The 23512-nt window shown below is 45.6% G+C and carries 17 protein-coding genes; 14 read left to right on the forward strand and 3 right to left on the reverse strand.

Translation table 11 applies throughout. From position 1 onward, the window contains the following. Positions 1 to 526: 526 nt before the first annotated feature. From HMPREF9140_RS10615 to HMPREF9140_RS09650, 6 genes are all read left to right on the forward strand, one after another. Positions 527 to 688 carry a hypothetical protein gene (locus HMPREF9140_RS10615; RefSeq protein ID WP_006953667.1) on the forward strand — a complete coding sequence of 54 codons (162 nt, stop codon included), beginning with the start codon at positions 527 to 529 and terminating at the stop codon, positions 686 to 688. A 26-nt stretch (positions 689 to 714) separates the two neighbouring features. Continuing rightward, positions 715 to 2361, forward strand: a complete 1647-nt coding sequence (locus HMPREF9140_RS09630) for a hypothetical protein (protein WP_006953669.1) — start codon at positions 715 to 717, stop codon at positions 2359 to 2361. A 395-nt stretch (positions 2362 to 2756) separates the two neighbouring features. After that, positions 2757 to 3683, forward strand: coding sequence for a DUF6261 family protein (locus tag HMPREF9140_RS09635; protein ID WP_006953672.1), 927 nt, complete (start codon positions 2757 to 2759; stop codon positions 3681 to 3683). A 516-nt stretch (positions 3684 to 4199) separates the two neighbouring features. Further along, complete coding sequence (locus HMPREF9140_RS09640; RefSeq protein WP_006953674.1) at positions 4200 to 5573, forward strand: LysM peptidoglycan-binding domain-containing protein; 1374 nt, start codon at positions 4200 to 4202, stop codon at positions 5571 to 5573. 1 nt (position 5574) lies between these two features. Beyond that, entirely contained in the window at positions 5575 to 6309 is a 735-nt protein-coding gene (locus HMPREF9140_RS09645; RefSeq protein WP_006953676.1) for a porin family protein, read from the forward strand. Positions 6310 to 6314: 5 nt separating this feature from the next. Then, on the forward strand, positions 6315 to 7868 hold the full coding sequence (locus tag HMPREF9140_RS09650) for a peptide MFS transporter (protein WP_006953678.1): 1554 nt from the start codon (positions 6315 to 6317) through the stop codon (positions 7866 to 7868). 857 nt (positions 7869 to 8725) lie between these two features. Here the strand turns inward: HMPREF9140_RS09650 and HMPREF9140_RS09655 are convergent. From HMPREF9140_RS09655 to HMPREF9140_RS09665, 3 genes are all read right to left on the reverse strand, one after another. Then, positions 8726 to 9760 (reverse strand): hypothetical protein, encoded by a 1035-nt coding sequence (locus HMPREF9140_RS09655; RefSeq protein ID WP_006953682.1) that lies wholly within the window; start codon positions 9758 to 9760, stop codon positions 8726 to 8728. Positions 9761 to 9799: 39 nt separating this feature from the next. Continuing rightward, a complete protein-coding gene (locus HMPREF9140_RS09660; protein WP_006953684.1) occupies positions 9800 to 11977 on the reverse strand; it encodes a TonB-dependent receptor in 2178 nt (725 codons plus the stop codon). Between the two features lie 98 nt (positions 11978 to 12075). Further along, positions 12076 to 12399 carry a hypothetical protein gene (locus HMPREF9140_RS09665; protein WP_006953685.1) on the reverse strand — a complete coding sequence of 108 codons (324 nt, stop codon included), beginning with the start codon at positions 12397 to 12399 and terminating at the stop codon, positions 12076 to 12078. 373 nt (positions 12400 to 12772) lie between these two features. Here HMPREF9140_RS09665 and HMPREF9140_RS09670 point away from each other — a divergent pair, with 373 nt between their 5' ends. The 8 genes from HMPREF9140_RS09670 to HMPREF9140_RS09705 all read left to right on the forward strand — a co-directional run bounded on the left by HMPREF9140_RS09670 (position 12773) and on the right by HMPREF9140_RS09705 (position 23510). Next, positions 12773 to 13246 carry a hypothetical protein gene (locus HMPREF9140_RS09670; protein ID WP_006953687.1) on the forward strand — a complete coding sequence of 158 codons (474 nt, stop codon included), beginning with the start codon at positions 12773 to 12775 and terminating at the stop codon, positions 13244 to 13246. Next, positions 13243 to 13815 carry a calycin-like domain-containing protein gene (locus HMPREF9140_RS09675; protein ID WP_006953689.1) on the forward strand — a complete coding sequence of 191 codons (573 nt, stop codon included), beginning with the start codon at positions 13243 to 13245 and terminating at the stop codon, positions 13813 to 13815. The genes HMPREF9140_RS09670 and HMPREF9140_RS09675 overlap by 4 nt, the downstream gene beginning before the upstream one ends. A 19-nt stretch (positions 13816 to 13834) precedes the next feature. Continuing rightward, positions 13835 to 14626 carry an HmuY family protein gene (locus tag HMPREF9140_RS09680; RefSeq protein ID WP_006953692.1) on the forward strand — a complete coding sequence of 264 codons (792 nt, stop codon included), beginning with the start codon at positions 13835 to 13837 and terminating at the stop codon, positions 14624 to 14626. 6 nt (positions 14627 to 14632) lie between these two features. After that, a complete protein-coding gene (locus tag HMPREF9140_RS09685; RefSeq protein WP_006953694.1) occupies positions 14633 to 16591 on the forward strand; it encodes a TonB-dependent receptor plug domain-containing protein in 1959 nt (652 codons plus the stop codon). Positions 16592 to 16604: 13 nt separating this feature from the next. Continuing rightward, positions 16605 to 17507 carry a hypothetical protein gene (locus HMPREF9140_RS09690; RefSeq protein WP_006953696.1) on the forward strand — a complete coding sequence of 301 codons (903 nt, stop codon included), beginning with the start codon at positions 16605 to 16607 and terminating at the stop codon, positions 17505 to 17507. Between the two features lie 1367 nt (positions 17508 to 18874). Beyond that, positions 18875 to 19714 (forward strand): DUF6261 family protein, encoded by an 840-nt coding sequence (locus HMPREF9140_RS09695; protein ID WP_006953698.1) that lies wholly within the window; start codon positions 18875 to 18877, stop codon positions 19712 to 19714. Between the two features lie 554 nt (positions 19715 to 20268). Then, a complete protein-coding gene (locus HMPREF9140_RS09700; protein ID WP_006953700.1) occupies positions 20269 to 21891 on the forward strand; it encodes a BACON domain-containing protein in 1623 nt (540 codons plus the stop codon). A 5-nt stretch (positions 21892 to 21896) separates the two neighbouring features. Then, on the forward strand, positions 21897 to 23510 hold the full coding sequence (locus HMPREF9140_RS09705) for a BACON domain-containing protein (RefSeq protein WP_006953702.1): 1614 nt from the start codon (positions 21897 to 21899) through the stop codon (positions 23508 to 23510). Positions 23511 to 23512: the final 2 nt, after the last annotated feature.

Genomic DNA, 23512 nt, shown 5'->3' on the forward strand with positions numbered 1-23512 from the left:
CACACACACACACACACACACACACACACACACAGGCATCTAGCCTCACCTAACTTATTTTTACGCGCGCGTAGAAGTTACGCAAACCTAATGAAACACAAGGGGTATAGCTATCTCTGGTGTTATGTTTTTCGTACCCTCTCGGCAACCGATATAAGAGAAAATAAGGAAAGATTTTACCGGCAAAACCTGCACGATTTCCGTGCAGTAAATTACCGTACCTCCATAAACATAAACTCCCACTCGGCCGATAGGCCGCATGTAGGGACAGACCCCGTGTCTGTCCGCCGGCACCTAGGCCTAATACATGCACAATCGCTCGGGTCTTACTTGGATAATATGTTTATCCCGTCCGTCAAAAGGACGGTGCGGACAGACACGGGGTCTGTCCCTACGTGCGGGCTGGTGCCCGAATTGGCATCGGTTGGGTTACGGATACCCTCTTGCTCCATCATCCCCTCTTCAATCACCCCTAACCCCTTGCCACGACGATAAATAAAGCAATAACGAAATAACAAGTATCATTATGAACAGAAAGCATTTCTACGAGCCTCCCAAGATTGAGGCAATCGAACTCGAGAACGAATTATTCTTTTGCACATCCGTAAGTCCTAACCCTGGCGGCTCGAACGAGAAAGACTATGACCCGGATGAGGACATCGACGGCGGCGAATATGAATTCGAGTAAACAACATCCAAAAAACAAGACGCAAAATGAAGACAAACTCAAAGATTATGATTCTCGCCGCGCTTGCCGGCTTTCTGGCCTCATCGTGCGGCAACGAAAACAATAACCAGCCCGAGCCCATGCCAAACGAAGAGCAAGGTATAACATTCAGCTTTACCGAGCAGGATTATGAATCCGACCAGGAGCTCACTCGTGCTACACCTCGTACGGAAACCGCATACCTTAGTGACTGTGAGGCCGAAGTGAGCGTAGAAAACGATCCCGACATAACCGTGAATAAAACCCGTGCCATCACCAACAAGCACTACACAATTCGCGCCTATCGCAACGGTGTAAAGATTGGCGAAATAAGAGGCACATTCAATGGCTCGACATTCACTCACGACGTAACATCTCCCAAAGACTTGCCATTGAATTTTGGTATGACCTATGACCTGGTAGCTTTCAACGATGATGTAATACCAATGGGAGATAATCTGACCGTTTCTCTTGATAAAGCTAGTACAGCTTTCATCGGCACAACCACAGTGCTCGCGAATCATCCTAAGAAAATGCAAGTTGCATTCACTATGAAGCATGTAGGAGCGCGTTTGCGCATACAGTTTCTTTGTCAGAAAGATATTCCCGGGAATATCACCACCACCATCGCCGGTACGACAGCCAACACCCTACCCGTAAGTATATCTTATAATCCCATGACAAAGGCCTACACCTCGACTACCGGCTCTATGACTCCCCGAACCAACAACTCACCTGCCAGTACACAAGCCAAATACACCGCTTCGAACGGTGGGCAGACATTTGACTACACCTCTACCTCTTCGAATTATCATTATTTCCTACCTACCACCACTGGCACCGATATTAAACTCAATCTCTCTGGTGGCACCGTATTTTGGAATCCTCTCACGGGTAGTATTCCTAAGCTAGGTGCAACGCTGACTATGCAATCGGGTAAATCGTATCTAATAAAAATCAAGCTTAAACCTAGGTTCACCTATCTATTTAGTGATGGCACAACAGGTTTTCGCTCACAAACCACCTATGGCGGAGCTCCCGCTGCAACAGCCAAGACACCCATTGCCGTTGTTGTTGGCCAGGGACGCGCCGTGGCGTTAAGGCCAGTAGATTATGGTGGTATTTTTGGAAAGAAAATACAGCATTTTACCACAATGTTTGCCGATTTCACAACCTGTATCAGTGATATGAGGGGCTACGAATATACTTGGGAAACAACTTATAGTGTTAATGGAACCGTAAAGGCAAACGATCCGACGAATGCTGTGGGGTTCTTTAAAGCAGGACGTTATAATCCAGGAGTATCCACAACATGGTTGCAGCAATCGGCGCACAGATGGTATGTGCCAGCCTATGGCGAATGGAAATTATTTTATCTCACTTTAGGTTTCGGCAACGAATCATTGCTTATAGGCACACCTTCAAGTTCACAATATTGGTCATTCACCTCGTCTTGTTACGGTTATCTAGCCATGCAGGCATTTACGCAGGTAGGTGGTGGTATATTTTCGAATCGTTATTATTTATCCAGTACTGAAAGTGATCCGTCTTGGTTTGCCGAACTCAATCTTAGCTCAACTAATATATATTGGAGTGGTGACGGACTTAAAGACTGGAGTGCCTATGTTAACTTGCCATTTATCAAGTATCAATAATTTGTATATAGTCTCTCGCGGGAGTTCCGCAAGCGAGAAACCAAATAGTTTTAGCCCCGCGGAACTTCCGCAAACAAGAAACCAAATGGTTTGAGCCTCGCGGAACTTCCGCAAATGATAAACCAAATAGTTTGGGCCTCGCGGAACTTCCGCAGATGAAAAACTAAATGGTTTGGGCTCCGCGGGAGTTCCGCAAATGAGAAACCAAATGGTTTGAGCTCCGCGGAAGTTCCGCAGATGAAAAACCAAATAGTTTGGGCTTCGCGGGAGTTCCGCAGACAAGAAACTAAACGGTTTGAGCCTCGCGGAACCCCCGCAAACAAAAAACAGAATTGAATAACCCTCGCGGAAGTTCCGCAAAGAGTAAATATTTCGAACTTAAATCATTCAAAATCATGGTTAAACAGAAAATCATTTCAAGTACGGTAAATGTCGCCGAAATCGATAATCTGGACGTGAATCACCTCAACAACGGCGCGCATTACCAGTTCATCAAGGACGTTTCGACGCGCATCGCTACCGAGACCGCCCTCGTTGCTAATCCGGTTGTGAAGGCTGCCGCCGAACGCCTCGCAAACGCCCTGAAAGAGGAGGACAGATGCCTGGTTCTGTCGCAGAAAAACCTGTCGACCGACGACATCCGGGAGCTCGACATCGAACGCGATAAACTCTTCGCCGGCTATCGTTCGGCCGTGAAGGGGTTCCTTCGCATGCCGGTTGCCGACGTCGCACAGGCAGCCAAGGAGCTCGCCCAGCATCTTAAAGACTACAGCATCAATCCTCACATGCAGCTCGAGCGCGAAACGGCTCTGATTGCGAACCTCATCGACGATTGCGAGACGAAATTCGCCGCCCAAGTGGCTCGACTCGGCATCCAACCCTACGTCGCCGCGCTCAAAACGGCCAATACGAAGCTGGAAAGCCTGATTCACAGTCGCACCGACTCCGATTCCACCCGAATTCTTGGTGCCTTGCGAATCGCCCGACGAGAAAGCGATTCGGCATATTTTTACCTGATTAAGGTTGCGAATGCCTTCCCGATATTCGTGAATCAATCGGACGCCGCGGCGTTCATCGACTACATGAACGAGCTCATCAAGCGCTACAAAGAGCAGGTTCTCACGGCCCGGAAGAAGAAGTCGGACGGCAATGACCCCAAGAAACCCGGAGGCGGAGGTAAAAAGCCCTCCGACCCGAAAAAACCCTCCGACGGTAAGAAACCCGATGACCCCAAGAAACCCGATGACCCGAAGAAACCCGGCGGCGGAGGAGATACTCCCAAACCCGGGCGCGAAGAAGACCCCGGCGAAGACCAGGTATAAAGAGGGTGGGATGATTCCACGCTAGGAAATCCTCATTCTCCATTTCCCTCTAGGAGACTCTTGTCTCTCTCATCCTGTTTTTAGAAAGCCTTCCTCCCTTCAGGCTCGAGGAACAAATAAAATATCGTTTATATAATCATTAAGACCTGCATCCGTCGCGACGACGCGTGCAGGTCGACCGTTTTTATATATACATGTGTTCGGTTTAAGAGAAATTATCCTCTCCCCCTTTGACGGACAATTGGATATACACTCCCACTCGGCCGATAGGCCGAATTGGCATCGATGGCATTGATTGGATTGATTGGGTCTGTGGTAGGGATAGTTCTCACGAAGCTAGGAAGAGAAAAACGCTCTATTAGGAACAAAGAAAATATCGTTTATATAATCATTCAGACCTGCATCTGTCACTCGACGCGTGCAGGTCTTTTCATTTTTTAAAAACAAACAGGAATTTTAAGATTCAACGTGTGCTATTATGTATCTTTGCCGCTGTTAAACCAAAAAAATAAGATTATGAAATGTTTTCTCAGGTTTCTGCTGTTGGCAGTCGCTTTGACATTCGGTTTCGAGGCGATGGCGCAAAGCCACAAATGGCAACACCTGCACAAGGTAAACAAACGCGAAACCATATTCGGATTGGCTAAGGAATATGGCGTGACCATTCAACAACTAATTGATGCTAACCCTGAAATGAAACAGGAGGGCTATGAGCTCAAGAAAGGCGACCTCATCCTCGTGCCTTTTGCGAAAGGCAAGGATTCGAAAAAAAATGAATCGCGCACCGAATCAACAATCAACAGAACCGCCGCTAAACAAACTGTGCAAGGAAAAGGTATACGAATAGGAATCATGTTGCCACTCCACAATCTGGATGGCGACGGAAAGCGAATGGTTGAATATTATCGCGGTATTCTTCTTGCATTGGAACAGCTGAAAAGCGAAGGGATTACAACCGATGTTCATGCGTGGAATGTACCTAAGGATGGCGATATTAAAACTACTCTGATGGACAAGAATGCGGAGAATCTCGACATAATTTTCGGTCCGCTTTATTCGTTCCAGGTTAAGCCGTTGGAAGATTTCTGTCGTGCACGCGGAACGAAATTGGTAATTCCGTTCTCGGTTGAAGGTGTAAACTTAGCGCAGACCCCCGATGTATTTCAGGTTTATCAGCCGGAAATGCAGCTCAACGAGCGTGCAATTGCTTGCTTTCTGGAGCGATTCCAAAGTACGCACCATATCATCTTCATTAATTGTAACGACCTGCACAGTCGAGTGGGAGCGTTCACAAGCGGATTGCGGAAACAACTTGAGGTTATGAATGTCAAATACGACCTCACGAACTTGAACTCGCCCATTTACGATTTTGCGAAACACTTCCACACAGCACGTCCGAATGTGGTTGTGCTTAATACCGAGAAAAGTCCGCAAATGAATCGGGTATTCGAGAAGATGGATTCGCTTAAGCGTATTCGACCGGGAGCAGCGATAGTAACCTATGGCTACACACAATGGTTCATGTATCAAGACCACGCGCTGCAGAATTTCTTTAAGTATAATGTTTATATCCCCACGACCTACTACTATAACAAGGTTGCCAATCGCACCGAGGCGTTCGAGAAACTCTATAAGGAAACCTATGGTGAGCCGATGGAGAAAACCAATATTCCGCGCATGGCACTTGTGGGCTACGACCAGGCAGAATTCTTCGTGCGCGGACTCAAAAATAGCGGACAGTCATTCCGAGGAATGAACTCTGAAGTGAAATATAAACCTCTACAAACACGCTACAACTTCGAGCAAGTTGGTCAGGGCGGTTATCGCAACAATCATTTCCAACTGATTCATTTCAAGTCAGACCAAACGATAGACAACCTCATCTACTAACATGAAGAATCTCCTCCTTCTATCCCTGTTCCTGCCCATTATGGCCTTTGCGCAAGTTGGCGAGCACAGAAATCAATTCTCCATTGGATTCGGGGGAGGATATGTTATGTCAAACGTGGGATTCGACCCCCGCGTGTCGCAATCACAACACGGTGGACTCATTGCTGGCGCCAGCTTTCGATATGTGTGTGAGAAATATTTCAAAACCATCTGTTCCGTGCAGGCCGAAGTGAACTACGCCTCGATTGGATGGAAAGAAAAAATTCTCACCCGAACCGACCAACCTGTGATTAATTCCAATGGGCAAGCCGAGAAATATTCACGCACGATAAACTATATTCAGATTCCCGTCATGGCCCATCTTGCCTGGGGAAAAGAACAAAACGGAGTGAATATCTTCGCTCAGGCCGGTCCGCAGATTGGAATATATCTGGGGGAATCGACAACGAAAAACTACACCCAACCAAACCTCGCGAACGATGGGACTGGCAGAAGCAATACTATCGTTAAACAAGAAGAAATGCCCGTGGAAAACAAATTCGATTACGGAATAACAGCCGGACTCGGAGCCGAATGGTACATCCCTAAAGCAGGGAGATTTATCCTTGAGGCACGCTACTACTACGGGCTCGGAAATATCTACGGAAATTCGAAGCGTGACTACTTTGGGAAGTCAAACTTCGGAAACATCATTATCAAGGCAACTTATTTGTTCGACTTAATCAAAAGCAATTAAATAATATGTTCAAAAATCATCCGAAAGGTCTACTGCTAGCTGCTCTCAGCAATATGGGAGAGCGCTTTGGCTACTACATCATGAATGCCGTATTGGCTCTGTTTCTGTGTTCAAAGTTCGGCTTGTCCGACGAAACCTCCGGCTTGATTGCCGCGTTCTTCCTCGCAGCAATCTATGTTATGAGTCTGGTTGGAGGAGCCATCGCCGACAAAACGCAAAACTATCAAAGAACAATCGAAAGTGGACTCGTCATCATGGCCATAGGTTATGTTGCGCTATCCATTCCGATTCTTGCAACACCTCAAAACAACTCCTATCTGCTTGCGTTCACGATCTTCGCACTTGTGCTCATCTCGTGTGGAAACGGATTGTTCAAGGGCAATCTTCAAGCTATTGTCGGACAGATGTACGACGACTTTGAAGCCGAAGCCGCAAAAGAATCGCCCGAAAAACTTAAATGGGCAATTGGACAACGCGACGCCGGATTCCAAATCTTCTACGTTTTTATAAATGTAGGTGCCCTGGTGGCTCCTTTCATCGCTCCGCTTCTGCGTAGCTGGTGGCTCAACCGAAACGGATTTGTCTACAATGCCGACCTCCCCCGCCTATGCCACGACTTTATAAACGGAAGTATTGGCGGAAACCTTGGCAACTTACAGAAACTAGCCGCCGAAGTCGGTGGAAATGCGGCCGACCTGGCATCGTTCTGTCCACAATATCTCGACGTGTTCAACACCGGCGTGCACTACAGTTTCATTGCCAGCGTGGTGATGATGCTCGTTTCGCTAATCATCTTCATGACCTCGAAACACCTCTTCCCAATGCCAGGTAAGAAAGAACAAGTAGTGGTTCAGGAATACACCGAAGAAGAAAAAATCACCATGGCCAAGGAAATCAAGCAGCGCATGTATGCTCTTTTTGCAGTGCTTGGCATCAGTGTGTTCTTCTGGTTCTCGTTCCATCAAAACGGACAAAGTTTATCGTTCTTCGCTCGCGACTTTGTGAAAACCGATTCCGTGGCACCCGAAGTATGGCAAGCTGTTAATCCTTTCTTTGTGATATTCTTAACCCCCGTTATTATGTGGGTGTTCTCTTATTTCACCAAGAAAGGCAAGCCTCTTTCAACACCGAAGAAGATAGCCTACGGAATGGGAATTGCCGGCCTGGCCTATCTGTTCCTCATGGCCCTGTCGATGACGATGGGTTATCCTTCAGCCGAAACATTCAGAAATATATCGCCCGAACTCTCCAGCGTGATGAAAGTTGGCCCATGGGTGCTCATTCTAACCTACTTCCTGCTCACGATGGCCGAGTTGTTTATTTCGCCTCTAGGTCTCAGTTTTGTGAGCAAGGTAGCCCCGAAGCATCTCCAAGGTCTATGTCAGGGATTATGGTTGGGTGCAACGGCCGTTGGCAACATTCTTCTTTGGATAGGTCCGTGGATGTACAACAAATATTCTCTCTGGATATGCTGGTTAGTGTTTGCTCTTGTGTGCATAATCTCCATGTCGGTGATGTTCGGCATGGTTAAATGGCTCGAAAGAGTAACCAAATCATAATCTACAATCAATTCCCTTTGGGGATTTAATAAGCAGGCATAAGTTGCATGATTGTTCAACTTATGCCTGCTTTTTTTGTCTGTTATCTCCACATTCCGTCTGCTTCCGGGCCTTATTTCATACTGCGATAGAAGAGCTACGCTAGAAAAATGAGGAATAACACTCTGTGTAATTTAGTATTCATGGAGGATAACCCTAGAAATATATTGTGTTGCACAAAGAGATTAAACAGATAGTGTAACAATAATATTTTTACACAAGGAACTTATAGTTTTTGTGTAGAAACAGCGTTTTCTCACAAAGAACTTAAACTGCTTGTGTAACAACGGTGTTTTCTCACAGAGAACTTACGGTTTTTGTGTAGCAACACTGTTGCTACACAAAGAACTTAAACTGCTTGTGTAACAACTGTGTTTTCTCACAGGGAACTTACGGTTTCTGTGTAGCAACAGTGTTTCCTCACAAAGAACTTATATTCCCTGTGTAGCAACACTGTTGCTACACAAGGAACTTATGATTTCTGTGTAACAACAGAGTTTTCTCACAGGGAACTTAAGATGCTTGTGTGAAAAGCAGGTTTTCTCACACTTATCTTAAAGTAACATTATAAAATCCAAGATAATAACAGGGAGATCTGTTCGCACCGAGGTTTTTCATTTGTAATTATTGCTCATCGATTGCGAATATCTCCGCCGATAAGATGAAACTGCGTAATCTGGTATTGCCATATCCTTAAAACAATGTGAATTAGATATGAGCACAAAAAGAGCTGCCCGAAAAAGGGCAGCTCTTGTGGGGTGTTTGAATATAATGTTTTTAAAATACCAAGCCAGTCGGGCTGGCCGACTGGCGAAGAATTATAGCCAGATGGAACCTGACTCTGAAGAGCCTTGTGTGAAATATTTCGTGAGATAGTCGGTTAGAGCTTCGCTCCACGAAATATTGAAGGCTTTCATGATGGCCTGAAGCACACTGTTGCTGCCTGCGCTTAAGCTGTTTTCAGGAGTTTTCTTTACATATGGTTCGATGCCTTCGACACCCATGGTCGTATCGAACTCTTCGAGGTATTCGTTGTTGTTCATCAACACCACTACCGGGACGGTTATGTTGATGTCCCACGAACCAACCTGAACCTGCGAAGCCGAGGGCTTATAGAAAGGACTGAAACCGTTGGCTTTCGGGTCTTTCTTTCCGCGGTTATCGTGTAGCAGTCGGATTCTCATGTCCATTGTCGTGCGATCTTTCAGGAAGGTAATGGCGCCTTTGAATCCGAGTGGATTGGTTCTTCCGGTCAGCTTAGCTAAGCCGCTGTGATAGGTCGTATCCCAGGGAGTCGTGTCAACATATTTATAATCGATAAAGCTGGTCGTGGCTTTGTCGGCCAGTTCTTGGCCTGTCATGAGATTCTTCGCATTTTCAATTGTGAAGAAGTGCTGATGAATGGCGTCCTGATTATTTAAAATGAACTGACTGTTCATTAGCTCGCCCTTGATGTTGTAATACTTGATGAACATGAGATACATCGGGGTGGGTATCGGGCCTTTACCATTGTCGTAGTCGTATGCCCCGATTACATAGAATTTACTTTGGCTTCCGTCTGCCAGTCCCCATCCCTTTCCAGGTTTGTTTTCGTATGTTATCGTCTGGATTCGTTTGAGGTATTTGGCCTTGGTTTCTGGATTTTGGTGAGGGCCGCCTTCGGTATCAATTTTATCCCATGGATTGTGCAGGTGGCATTCCACAAGTTTAATGGACACCTTGACGGGGTCTTCGTGAAGTTTGTCGGGTCCTGGTGTTGGAACTACGGGGTCTTTTTCGCAGGCTGTGAAAGCCACGGTCATGAATGCTGCTCCTAGCAACAGCATAACCGATTTAAACAGATTTTTTTTCATTCTTGTTTTGTTTTGAAGTTATTATAAATGAAGTTTTTCCTAGAAGAACCATCCGATCGAGCAGCGTATGTCACGTCCCATGTCGTGGGCGTAGTAGCGCGACCGGTTTGTATATTCTTTATATTCTTTGTTGAACAGGTTGTCGGCCGAAATGAAAATGCGTAGTTTGTTGCGCTCGGATATTTTCCAGTCAGCGCCTATTTCGAATCCCCACAGGCTGTAGGAAGGTGGCGTGAACGACACCAGGTCGCGAGCGGGGTCGAAATGTCTCTGCTTGAAAACGAATCGATGTTTCACTTGTAGCCAGCCCGTGAGCGCTCCCAGTTTTATGTCGGTGAGACTTGCATCGTGATCGATTCGTGCTGATGGGATATAAGGCAGATAGGCATGTGTTTTCTGCTCGTTCGCCCATATCAAACTGGAGAGTATATGATATTCCAGATGCTTTATGGGTTCAAAATGCAGGTCGATGTCTATGCCTCTGAAGAAAGCATCGGTTTGTTTATACTGAAACAGGGGATACGACCCCGAAAGAACTGTTATGTACTGGTGCGAAGGCTCATCGTAGATGTATCCGCCCACCCATTGGAGATAGGCGTCGAGGCGGACATCGAGAAAATCGTTTCTGTAGGCAATCGATGTTACCCATTTTGTGCTTTTCTCGGAGTGCATTGTTGAGTCGCCTCTGACAAACATGCCCGAACCGAGTTCGTTTCCGTTGCTGTAGAGCTCATGAACATGCGGTGCGCGCCAGGCAAGACCTATGTTGGATGTGAATTTCCAATTTTCAGTTGGTCTGTAGTTCATACCCAAATTGTAAGAGAAATTACTGAAATGGTGATGACCGCCGTAGGTTTTGAAAGTGTAATCATAACCCACTGCACGAGTTGCCTGATGGTCGAAACGTACTCCTGCTTCCGCGTCGAACGCACCTGCGCGGTATTTTTGCAGTGCATACAATCCGAAATCGTATTCCGTATAGTTCGGGATAATCGGAACAACTCCCGTTCCCTCCTGATTCGTATTGTTTATGTGTAAATATGATGCGCCTGTTTCAGTGTTCCACCCTGCATAATCCACATTCCACTTCAATTGATTCTGAAACGATGATAGTATCATACTAACTGCGGGAATTTTCGAATAGTCCATGCGCCGGTTTCTGTATTCTTTTCGGTCGTCATATTGATATGCAGTCTGCCAGAACAGTCTTCCGAGTCGTCCGACATCAAGATATATCTTCCCGATTGCCGTATGATGTACAACATGCTGATATGGATAGTCAATCTCTCTACTAAACGGGGATATATCCATGGGACGCCCAAGTTTGATGCGCTCTTTCAGCATATCTTCACTCCCCATCTGCGCACTTCTCATCACGCCCAGTTTAAGATTGTACATGCTGTAGAAACCTTCCACTCTTAATTTACCTCGACGATAGCCGAGCGATGCAGAGAAGTCGTGTTCTCGATAGCCGGTGTTGTTCAGTAGATAGTTGGCAGTGCCTTGGTCGCCTGCATTAGCCACAGTTCCTTGTAGTCTCCATGCAAAATTGCGATCGAAAGGAATGGTTCCCTCTGCTTGCCCAACGAAAGAGAAGCGGCGCCCATTAGTCCCGTAGAGTGCACGAGTGTGTCCCGTAATCTCTTTTTGCTGATATGGGAGTATCTTTTGTTCCATTACGATGATGCCGCCGAGGGCCTCCGAACCGTATCTCACCGATTCGGCCCCCTTGACAACTTCTATTGAACCGCTACTATTCTGATCTATCTCCGGAGCATGGTCTGCTCCCCACTGCTGTCCCGTTTGCCGGGCACCATTATTCACAATCAGGATGCGATTCCCATACATTCCGTTAATCACAGGCTTGGCAACTGTTGTGCCCGTCTGAATTGAGCTAACTCCGCTCACATGTTCAAGTAGTGAGGCTAAGGTTTTTCCCATCGAGCGATCAATCATATTTGCCGAGAGTTTGCTGCTGACGCTGTTTATACTGGTTTGGCGTCGCTCGGAAGTCACAACAACCTCGCCGAGAGTTTGCTCGCTGTTCAAGGCCGACTTTTTTTTCTGCTTTTTCGATGTCGTCTTAATTGTGTCTACCGCAAAAGTGTTGTCGTTTCCTTCTCCTGCAATGTTCTGAGCAGGAACTTGAATGGCAAAACCCAACATTAGCAGTACACACCACACGCATCTGCAAAGCTGCAATGCATTGTATTTCATCTGTGTGTTGAAAAATTATTTTTATTCTACAGTAATCGCGCAATTAATTCCGCGAAACACACGTGGAATAAACTTGAATGGAAAGTATACGATTGTTTTTAGGCCATAGTTGGCGGAGAGTGACTGTTCACGGATTCAACCAGTCTGTAAACAATCAGTGTCTCGAAGTGGTTAAGTGTGAAAGCAACGAATGAAATCATTGGGCGGAATTCCACTCCTCCGGTTTGTGTCGCTTGATTTAGAGTGAAGTCGCAAATGAAGCAATTACCTTTCGCAGAAGGGCCATCTTCATTGGTCGACATAGCTTTCCCTGCTTTTTCCAGCGGGTGATGGATATGCACATCTTTCAAAACATGCATAAACATGAATGTTGCAAGCAACATCCAGGCTAATAGCACTCTTTTTTGTTTATTGATATGCATCCAGACTATGTTTTATTTGTCACTCTCAAGATATTCTTGGCGATTCTGAACAATTATCGTCAAGCACGGGCAAAGATAAGATAAATGTTCCGATGTGTAGAGCTCAGATAGTACATGTGCTCCGTATTATTAACTTTCTTTAGATTCGTAAGTCAGTCATTCATAACTCTCTACCATAATTAAAATATATAATGCCACTTCTGGATATAAAATGAGCAGTAAATTTTTTCAAGATTTGATTTGGACTTTTCTAACGAGTGGAAAAATGTAAAATAGAATCATAAGTAATAGGTATTGCGGTGTTTTTCTGCGTTGTCTACCTTTGCGTGCAAATTGTATAAACCTGTTTTTATTCACAAATAATAATTGTATTATGAGAAAGAGAACATTTCTCCGTGCATTTGCTACGGTGGTTTTGTTGGCTACAGCAAATCTAGTTGCTTTTGCCGCAGACTATGTGAAGGTAAGTGATTCCGACGGTAAGGCAACTTTCTTTGCACTGTCAGAGAAACCTGTAGTTACGTTTAATTCCACATCTTTAGTACTCACAACAACCTCGCAAGTTGTGGAATATCCTCTTGTAAGTTATCGCTCCTTTGAATTTGTCAACGAAAGTGCAGGTGTTGAAAGCACAAATGTCGAAACGGCTAAATTTTCGTTTGGCAACACGCTCAAGGGCGAAGGATTAAACCCCGGAAGTAAACTCGCTGTATTTAGTATCGACGGAAAACTTCTGGCAAGCACTGTTGTAGCAAACAACGGTACAGCCGAAATCGAAATCAGCTCTTTCGCTGGTGTCTTAATCGTTAAATCATCATCCAAAACATTCAAATTCATCAAGAAATGAAGAAAATTTTTACTCTGGTAATAATCGCTCTCACAGCAGCAGTCTCCACACAGGCGCAAACAGTGGTCATTAACAAGACAGACGGTACATCAGTGACCTATAATGTCTCGGAAGTTCAAAACATAGCTTTCAATCCGGCCTCAACGTCCGTAGGAATAGCTGGCAACTATGAAGGCTCGAACACTTTGAAGGTTGGTCCGATGCCCGGTTCCTATGTAGCGAACAACGTGACCTATCATGTTGAGAGCAACTCCGACGGCACGATTAATATAACTACTGCCGACGAAGAATACAAAGGAACTCAGATGGGCGATCTCAAGCTCGGAGCTTTCACGATTCGAAACATTTCCTACGATAACGCAGCCCAAGCCTACGTGCGCGATTACACAAGCGACGGAGTGAGAGTGCGTTTCAAATCGAGCACGGGAATGGATGGAGAATACAGTTTCACCAGCGGCAAGATTACCGCCAGTCTTGACTCCGACGGAAAGCTTCACGTCACTAACGTGTTCAAGATTGGAAGAATGCCTTTCGAAATCACCGCAACTTTCGTAGGAACAAAAGAATAATCATCAACTCCCAGCACACATGCGTTTTGTATTCAATACGCTAAATATTCTTGCAGGCTGTGTCGTTTTCGTAACGATTACAGCCTGTAACGGTATTCTAGAAGGCATATACGACAAGCCGACGGCTGAGCTGCTCACAAAGAAAGGGCAATTAAGAATAGATGCGTCAAGTTGGACCGATTGGTACTACGTTGATTTCGATTCGCTAGCACTCATTGCTCAATCTGGAGACTCGTTGGCACTTGCGAAAGCACAGACGCAGTTCGTACCTTATCCTATTCCGCTTGATTCGACAGACGTGCAAACCGTAACACAGACGGGAATCTACACATATTGGTTCGATGTGTTTGGACAAGGCATTTCGAAAAATGAAAAACGAGGCTTTTACCAAACATCCTCACAACCCGAACCAAAGAAATGGAGCATTGCCATTCATCGAGACAATGTTAGGACAAATGGAGCAGCTGTGCTCGAAACAAACTACACTTCAATGGACGAATTGCCGAAGACTAGCTCTGCATTTATGGGTGCGAGCTTCCAAAAAGATGAGTTTACCGAGAATCAAGTGTGGGCCGACCAGTCGAAAATGTTTTCTATGCTCATCGGCTGTCAGGGAATAAGTATAAATCGCACTCTCTCCTCGTGGTTGACTCTCGAAATTCCTCCCATGCCCCCCTCATTCAAGCACAACAATCACATTTTCATAATCCGATTCAGTGACGGGAAGTGTGCAGCTGTGCAATTGGAAAACTATATCGGACTCACGGGCACAAAATGCCAGCTAACCGTTAATTATAAATATCCTTACTAGAAACACATGAATAGAATCATACCGATTTTTTCCACAGTCCTGCTATGCACAACAGCCTTACAAGCACAAGAAATGCTCGACTCCGTAGAGATGGAGCAGGTTGTTGTTACCGGAACCCGCACCCCCAAACTGCTCTCTAGCGCTCCGGTGCTTACGAAAGTAATCACGGCCTCCGACCTTCAGAAAACCGATGCCACGAATCTACGCGACCTACTTCAACAAGTCATTCCGGGCGTTGAGTTTTCATATGCTATGAATCAGCAAGTGCATTTTAATTTCTCGGGCTTTGGCGGGCAGAGTATGCTTGTACTTATAGACGGCGAGCGACTGGCCGGTGAGACTATGGACGACGTTGATTTCACCAGGATAGGAATGGAAAATGTCGAGAGAATCGAAATAATAAAAGGTGCAGCATCTGCGCTCTACGGGTCAAACGCAAACGGAGGCGTAATAAATATTATTACCAAGGAACGAGCCAAAAAATTCGGTCTGAATCTAAACTCGCGTATCGCACGACACAAAGAATGGCGCAACGGAGCTGTGCTGCAGTTCGCATCCGGCAAATTCACAAACTTGCTGACACTCAGTCGTAACACAATAGACAATTATAATGTCAAAAACGCAAACCAGCCCATCACACGAGTCATCTCAACAATCTATGGCGACGATGTAACAAGTGTGAAAGAGCAATTTACCTTCACACCGATAAGCAAGCTGATACTAACAGGCCGAGCTGGATATTTTATAAGACAGGTGGAGCGAACTCCAGGCACGAAAGAACGCTATCGCGATTTCTCTGGAGGTGTGAGAGCGCAATGGCAAATTGCAGAAAACGATTATATCGAGGGTGCATATGCTTTCGACCAGTATGATAAGTCGGACTACCAGGCAATAACTCGTCTCGACATCCGCGGATACTCAAATGTTCAGAACTCATTCCGAGTTTTATACAACAAAATGCTCGTCGGCGATGACCTGCTCTCAATCGGAGCCGATTTTTTGCACGACTACTTATTCAACAACCGGCTAAACGGTTCAACGAAAATACAGGATTCGTTCGATGCATTCGCACAATATGATATGAATCTGGGGCAGCAGTGGGAATTAGTGGGAGCTTTGCGTTATGATTACTTTTCCGACGGTCGCTCCTCACGAATCACGCCCAAATTAAGCACTCGCTACAGCCCCCGCCGAAATCTCAACATTCGTTTAGGCTATGGAATGGGCTTCCGCTCACCAACTTTGAAAGAGAAATACTACAACTTCGACATGTCCGGTATCTGGATTGTCGAAGGAAATCCCTCGCTCAAACCGGAGGTGAGCCATAATTTCAATATTTCGGCCGAATACACACGTAACCCCTACAATTTAACCGTGTGTGCCTACTACAACAGAGTGGACGACAAGATTGCAGCCGGTGCACCCTACTTCGCCACCCCCTCCGACCGCCTTCCAAGGCTTCCATACATAAACTTGGCCGGATACTCTGCCCTCGGAGCAGAAGCGACAGCACAGGCGCGGTGGAAATGCGGCCTTTCGGCACGAATTTCTTATGCTTTTACGCACGAACAACTGCCCAAAAACAAACAGGGAGCACAGGTGAACAATCAATACATCCCCGCACGGAAACATTCGATAGTCGTGCATACCGATTGGGACAAAAATTTGAATAAAAATCTGGGGCTGTGCATCGCACTTGACGGAAGAATACTCTCGGCAGTAGACAATAAGGAGTATGTTGATTATTATGACGTGTCGAAAGGACTTGTGTCAGTTCACTATCCCCCATACACGCTTTGGAAATTCTCGGTTGCAGCAAGAATCCGTAAGTTTGCAAAGCTCACAGCGGCAGTCGACAACGTACTGAATTACAAACCTAGCTACTATTATCTCAACTGTCCGCTCACTGATGGCGCAAATTTCATGCTGGGTCTATCTCTCGATGTCGACCAGCTATTCAAGTAAGATAAAAGCACTTATGGAACAAGAACACAACACAAAAAAGAAAAAATTTTGGTGGCGTACCATTGCATCATTCACAATCGTACTCTTCTCGATGCCTCTTGGGCATGCACTGATGATTCTCATGGAAAAATTTATGACTCCCGGACCAATGCACTACGCTGCATTTTTCATGGGATTGGCAGGTTTACTCATGGTAATCGTCGGAGTGTTCGTAAAAAGCGATACTCGACAAACGCTCTGGGGATTTTTCGGTGGACTTTTGTTCTGGACCGGATGGGTTGAATTCCTTTTTATGTATTATGCCCGCAGGTTCGGTGTGCAGCCGGAGATTGAGAATGGTGAAATTGTAACCAAGCCGGAGTATTTAATCCTTCCGGCGTCGTTTGGAATGTGGATGATGGTTATGACAATGTATATCTTCAGCACAAAGAACGGTTGTGACTTCATCACCTGGATTCAAAAGAAGTTATTTCGCAGTCGTAGAGCAGAAATAGTTCCTCAACCAATGACAAGACACACCTCAATCGTTACGTTTATGGAGTTAAATATGATATTATGGGCCATGTACTTACTCCTTATGTTCTGTTACGACAAAAATTTCCTGGGCGACCATCATCCCGTAACCTTTATTGTTGGAATAGGCTGCCTCATCGGCTCGCTCTTCATGTTTAAGAGGCAACTTTACCTTGGGTCGTGGGGTGCAAACATCCGAATGGCCATCGCGACAGTAATCATTTTCTGGACACCTGTGGAAATTCTCGGTCGGATGAACTTCTTTACCGAAATATGGGTGGAACCTGAACATTATATACCGCAGATGGTGACTATACTTGTGGTTTTTATCGCACTTTTTGTATATTTGTGGCTCAAAGCATCAAGGAGAAAACTCCGACGGGAAATTTCTCAATATGATTAGTACGTTTTTATCTTGATTCTTTGAAATGGATTAATTCCAAAAATGATATTAAGTTTTTCATTTTGTTCTTCGCCGACGATGTGAATCGTCGGCGAGATTTTTTTGCCACTCACTAAAAGAGCACAAGTCGAAAAATTGAACTGGCCAGCCCTCGTAACCGGAACATGAATGGAATACAGAAAAAATTTTCCATATACGACGACTGCATCTGTGGTTTTTAATCCGCTTTTTCTACTTTTGTGGCACGATGCTGTGAAGTATCATCTTGTTTCTGATAGGCAGGCGTGCCATTCGTATTCATCTTTTATTTGGAAAGAATTCGTTATCATCCCTAAATAACATTTTTATTGATACTTTTCAGTCTGTCAGACGATGTGAATCGTTGACAGACATTTTTTTTGATTCATGCAGAATTCGACCGATGAGAAAAAATCAAAATTTAATGCTTGTCTGGCGCCACCATATCACAATTTTCCCTATCTTTGCAAGCAGACGAGAGTGAACTTGGGAAATAGAATAAAAAAAATACTCTCACGGCACAGAGATATGAAGCTATATAACCAGCGGAGGAGATGGACACTCAATGACAGTGAAAAACGTTCTTTATTGGACACTCTTCCTCTCTGACCGCAAAAACAACTTACAGAATGACACTCATGCTCTATCGGAGAACGGAAAAAAAGAGACTGTTTCCGCTTGTTCTCACGCAGAGAGCGGGAATCAGGAGCCTAAATCAACTTGTTTTTAGCTACGGATGCAGTAGTAGACCCTCACAATCATTTAAAACCTCTCCGTATGCAGAAAACTAGCCTTCGAGACGACTCTCTCCCACTATGAGAGCGTAAAACGAGATTTCGAAACAGCTCTTTCCGTCTCCGAAACCCCAAAAATGGACTGCGAATAGACTCGTGCGCACTGCATAACTGCAAAATTCAGCCAGGAAATGACTCGTGCAGACTGCATAACCGCAAAATTCAGCCAAGAAATGACTCATGCAGACTGCAGAAGTCGGAAATGTGAATCGGATTTAACTTTCGCACACTGCAGAAGTCGAAAATGTGAACTAGATTTAACATCTGCACACTGCAGAAGTCGGAAATGTGAACTAGATTTAACTTTTGCACACTGCACAAGTCGAAAAATGGTTACAGAAAGCACTTCTGCACACTGCACAAGTCGAAACGAGGGCTCGAATTGCACAGCAGACCATTTCAAGAGTGGAGTAACTAACCTTTATTCAACGGCCTTCTTTGGCACGTCATGTAAAACCGCGAATTTTTGGAGCCATGCTCACTAAAAGAATCGCCACTTGACACAAAAAGGCAATCAATAGTATTCATTAACTGAAAAATTCATTTAGAAAAACAATGAAGAACAAGAAAATTAAGCGGATTAGCGGTTCAACGCTAACCATCGGACTGCACGCATTGATGCAGAACAGAGTTTTTAAACTTGTGAGCACTGTAGCTCCCGAAAAAATCAAGTTGACTCCAGAGGAGATGGCCGAATGGAGGAAAAGAATCGATTATGAGGATGATGCGGCGCGAACAGTTGTGGCTTCTGAAGACACGGCGAAGCTCAATCACATTGACCATGCGCGTTCGAGAGCGTTGACATCGCTCTTTGGCGACATCAGACAGGGAATTAAGTCGATTAAAGCAGAGAAGCACCAAGCAGGAGTGCGATTGAAGCTCATTGTTGACACTTACAAGAACATCCAGAGAGAAAACACAACCCTCCAAACGCAGACGGTGAAGGGGCTGCTCATCGATTTGGAGAAGCCGGAGCTAGTTCCGCACATTGCGGCTCTCGATCTTCGTTATGCGATTGATGTCTTGAAGGCAAAGAATGAGGAATTCGAAATGATTTTTTCCAGGCGTGCAGACAGCAAGAAGCTCCACGTTATCAATAAAAGCAGAGATGTGCGCAAGGAGAATGACGAAATGATTGAAAAAGTCTATTCCCACATCGAAGCGTCTCTGATTTATGCTGCAAATGAGGCAGACCAACACCTCATCTCCGACCTCATCGATGGCTTAAACGTGGTAAGCAATGAGATCAAGCTCTCTCGCAATGAAAGTATTGCACAGAGGAAGGCTGCGAAAAAGAGAAAAAACAAAAAGCCGGAAGGTAAGGAGCCCGAGAAGAAGCCCGACGACAAACAAAAACCAGGTCGGGAGGAAGACCCTGGGGAAGACAAAATTTGATTTTTTGTTCATATGCTTGGCGGAGGCACTTCTTGGAGGTTGTCTCCGCTTTTTCATGTAACACCCCACCGAAAATCACTAAAAATGAGGGTCTCGGACTCCAATTCTCTGCAAAAAAATCATCATAAACCATTTGTGAAGACTGCATGACCGTATTATTTCGTCAAGAAACCACTTGTGTCGGATGCATGAATATATCCTTTTAATTTTCAGCGACTTATGCTGGCTGCATGACCGTATTATTTCGTCAAGAAACCACTTATGCAGGCTACATGAATGCAGTCTACTAGAATGAAAACACAGCCGATGAGTGCTTATGAGTGATTTTGGGTTTTTATAGCATTCGAGGCACATAATAAGTAGGTATTTTGTTCAGAAAAGTCATTCAAGATGAAAAAAGATGTTTACAAAACATTAATTTTGCCTGCGTTGCTCTCCACACGAGTTAGAAATTTTGATTATAAACCTGGGATGTGCGCAGAGCAACAGGAAAAATCTTCATAGAATAGGGAGTAAAGCTATAGGAATATTACAAAAAAATTAAACAGTTCAAGATGAAACACTTTATCAGGAAATCGTTGCCAATTTTTCTTGGTGGCGTAATTGCACTTGCAGCATCGTGCACAAAAGAAGACGGGTTCGACGAGCCCACGCTTACTTTATCGGAAACAGCAATGAGTTTCGATAAAGGCATGAGTGAAAAAACCGTTACAATAACCACTAACCAAGCCAGCTGGATTGCCTCATCGCCAGCAGAAGGCGATTGGCTTGCAGTAACGAGCGAGGAAAATGTTCTGAAAATCAAAGTTCTTGAGAACACCCGTGGTTCAGAGCGAAAAACTTACGTTCTTGTTAACGCCGGCGGAGCTTCGGCAAAGCTGGAAGTTACTCAGAGTGCGGCCGACATTACACTTGACGTTATTCCCGACACTATATACATGCCACAGACTGGCGGCGAACGAACAGTTGACATTACAACAAACGCCACCTCCTACGAAATCGTGCCGGAAGAAACAACCTACTGGCTCACAATCGACAAACACGACGAAGATGTGAAGCTCCGAGCCGAAGCGAATAACACCGAGCGAGCAAGAAGCGTAAAGTTATACGCCAGGAGTGGCGAAAAGGCCAAGGAAATTGTTGTCGCACAGTCGGGCCGTTTAAAATACATTCTTGCAATCAATCCCGGAAACCCCATGAGCGTCCACAAAATGATGGATTTCGAGCTCTCGCGCGGCAGCTATCTCCGAAATTACCAGGCAGCCTATCCCAACTTCGGCATGCCCGAGATGTACACGTTCGTAACGGCATCTCCAATCTTCAAGCTCATTGAATACAGCAGCTACGACGGAGTTGTGCCCTCCGGAATTACAACCGTAGGCGACGGAATGATTGCTGTTAACGCCTGCAAGGACAAAGCATTCGAGCGTTTCCTTGAAGAGAACGGCTACCGACGTGTAAACGCCAATTCTGCGAAAGATTTTGTGAACGAGAGTGCCGGATTGACTCTGAATGTCACAATATCAGAGCGAGAGGGTAACGAAGGAGTAAATTTAACCTTCCGTCCGTTCCTCAAGCAAGACAAAAAATACCCAACTTTCGAAGCCATGCCGTACTTCCCCCTGGAATTGCTCCGAAAAGAAAATAAGAAAGAGCCCGCGGTTGTTGCCTACGAAACCGCAGCCGGAAGTACACTCGTCAGCCGTACGATGAGCGAAATAAATACCTCAGAGGTTTCCATCATGCAATACAAAATGAAAGCCGGAAGCACAGATGCGTTCTACGGCCGTGCTTATTTCTTCTTCACAACCGATCCGAAAGTGCCCGTAGATGCAAAATTCATCGGAAGTGTGGAAACCGGAGTGCTCCTATTTAAGAATGTGAACCTTGGACTCTGGCGTAACGGCACCGACTGGCACGTAACCGAAGAATTTAAGGAGCTCTTAGGTCAAGAGGGTTTCGAATTTAACAGCAGTTCGGGAAACAAACACTTCTTCATTCGTTCGTACGACCATTTACGCATAGCTGTTACGCCCATAAAGGACGACGACGAAACAGTTTTGGCTCTCCTCTTCAACTACGGCGATGCAGCAGCCAGCGGAAGCGCAGAGAGAGGCATACCGACTCTGAAAAATCTTCTGTCGGGCAAAGCCGCACGCAAAACAACCGGGAGATAAGAATCATGAAACTACTCATTAATAAAAACCGCTTACTCGCGGCTGCATCATTCTTTGTTTTATTGTTTGCAGCTGCCGGATGTTCGGATACAGCTGAGGTTGTGCAGCCCGAGTTTGCGGTTTCCGAAACCGAATTAGCATTCGAGCAGAGTGCAGGAGAGAAAATCGTTACCGTTGAAACCAATCTTGCCGACTGGATGCCCTCTTCGCCAGCCGAAGGAAGCTGGCTCTCACTCGAAAAGAGTGCCGGAAAGCTCGTAGTTAAGGCAAAAGAGAACGTCACGGGCGAAATTCGCAAAACTTATATCATTCTCAATGCCAGCAGAGCCGTAAAAAAAATCACGGTTTCGCAAGCTGCAGCCGTCGCGACTCTCGGAATCGAAGGCGGTGAGGTTCTGTTACCACAAAAGGGTGGCGACGTAACGGCATATATCACATCCAACCTGTCGGGCTATGAAATCAAGAAAACCGAAACGGCCGACTGGCTCACCGTGATTCCCAAAAAACACTCCGTGAAGTTTGTTGCACCTGTAAACCGCAGCACCAACGACCGTGTTGCCAAGCTCGCACTCGTAGGCAGTGGAAAAACGGCTGAAGTAATCGTTCGCCAACCGGGCATATCACTTTTCATTCTGGCATGCAACCCAGGTACACCGTTCGACATCTATAAAATGATGGATTTTGAGCATCGTCGAGGTAGCATACTCGCCGAATATGCCGCGCCCGACGCAAGTTTCGACCTCACGGAAGAAAGTTTTTACTTTCACACCACTTCACCGCTCTTCAAGGACATATATTATGTTCACGACACGCGAACCGGAGTGGCCACGAGAGTTTTCACGCGTTCGTTTACCGATGAAGGAATAAAAGCGGTTCGCTCGCCCGAGTTCAAAGCCTATCTTGCAGAGCGCGGATATGTGAGAAGTGAGCAAGACACGAATATCTATGTTAGCGAGCTTGAAAAACAAGCCATGCGAATAGACATTCTCGAATCGAACCATAGCGTCGTGCTCTTTTTTAACCAGGTGCGCACACAGCAGCAGGACTATCCGACGTTTGAAACCCTGAACCTCGGTCCGCTAGAACTCTTAAATAACGATAGTAAGAAGTCGTCCGATGTCGAAGCCTGGGAAAATTCGCAAGGAAGCAGCTTGATGGCCAAGCATACCAACGAAAATGGCGAAATAGAGGCCTTGTCGTTCAACACCAATCGCAATCCGCTCATAAATAGGAGCTACTTCTTCTATTCCAAGAGCAATAGTCCGCAAATTTCCAACTCGAAGATAGGTAGCGTGGAGCAATACACGCTAAATTTCGACACTCCCACACTGGGCGTGTGGCAAAATGGAAATAATTGGGACATCACCCGCCAGTTCGATAGCCTTCTGAAAGCAAATGGCTTCGTGTTCATTGAGAGCAGTGGCAAATTTCATGTCTACGGGCGCAAGAGCGACAAGCTAGTGCTCGCAATAAAAGGCGATAAGTTCTCCGACATAAATAACAATAAGCCCGTGCTTCAAATAGGCGTACTCTACAAGCCGAGTCTCTTCTCTCAAAACAGTTCGGAGGCCAGACGCGCACTGCATGAGTGCCTTCTGAAGATGAAAAACAACAGATAACA

This window comes from Prevotella micans F0438 (genome assembly GCF_000243035.1).
Lineage (GTDB): Bacteria > Bacteroidota > Bacteroidia > Bacteroidales > Bacteroidaceae > Prevotella > Prevotella micans.

Coding starts and splice junctions, on each gene's coding strand:
- HMPREF9140_RS10615 (WP_006953667.1), top strand. CDS start 527: ATGAACAGAAAGCATTTCTACGAGCCTCCCAAGATTGAGGCAATCGAA.
- HMPREF9140_RS09630 (WP_006953669.1), top strand. CDS start 715: ATGAAGACAAACTCAAAGATTATGATTCTCGCCGCGCTTGCCGGCTTT.
- HMPREF9140_RS09635 (WP_006953672.1), top strand. CDS start 2,757: ATGGTTAAACAGAAAATCATTTCAAGTACGGTAAATGTCGCCGAAATC.
- HMPREF9140_RS09640 (WP_006953674.1), top strand. CDS start 4,200: ATGAAATGTTTTCTCAGGTTTCTGCTGTTGGCAGTCGCTTTGACATTC.
- HMPREF9140_RS09645 (WP_006953676.1), top strand. CDS start 5,575: ATGAAGAATCTCCTCCTTCTATCCCTGTTCCTGCCCATTATGGCCTTT.
- HMPREF9140_RS09650 (WP_006953678.1), top strand. CDS start 6,315: ATGTTCAAAAATCATCCGAAAGGTCTACTGCTAGCTGCTCTCAGCAAT.
- HMPREF9140_RS09655 (WP_006953682.1), bottom strand. CDS start 9,760: ATGAAAAAAAATCTGTTTAAATCGGTTATGCTGTTGCTAGGAGCAGCA.
- HMPREF9140_RS09660 (WP_006953684.1), bottom strand. CDS start 11,977: ATGAAATACAATGCATTGCAGCTTTGCAGATGCGTGTGGTGTGTACTG.
- HMPREF9140_RS09665 (WP_006953685.1), bottom strand. CDS start 12,399: ATGCATATCAATAAACAAAAAAGAGTGCTATTAGCCTGGATGTTGCTT.
- HMPREF9140_RS09670 (WP_006953687.1), top strand. CDS start 12,773: ATGAGAAAGAGAACATTTCTCCGTGCATTTGCTACGGTGGTTTTGTTG.
- HMPREF9140_RS09675 (WP_006953689.1), top strand. CDS start 13,243: ATGAAGAAAATTTTTACTCTGGTAATAATCGCTCTCACAGCAGCAGTC.
- HMPREF9140_RS09680 (WP_006953692.1), top strand. CDS start 13,835: ATGCGTTTTGTATTCAATACGCTAAATATTCTTGCAGGCTGTGTCGTT.
- HMPREF9140_RS09685 (WP_006953694.1), top strand. CDS start 14,633: ATGAATAGAATCATACCGATTTTTTCCACAGTCCTGCTATGCACAACA.
- HMPREF9140_RS09690 (WP_006953696.1), top strand. CDS start 16,605: ATGGAACAAGAACACAACACAAAAAAGAAAAAATTTTGGTGGCGTACC.
- HMPREF9140_RS09695 (WP_006953698.1), top strand. CDS start 18,875: ATGAAGAACAAGAAAATTAAGCGGATTAGCGGTTCAACGCTAACCATC.
- HMPREF9140_RS09700 (WP_006953700.1), top strand. CDS start 20,269: ATGAAACACTTTATCAGGAAATCGTTGCCAATTTTTCTTGGTGGCGTA.
- HMPREF9140_RS09705 (WP_006953702.1), top strand. CDS start 21,897: ATGAAACTACTCATTAATAAAAACCGCTTACTCGCGGCTGCATCATTC.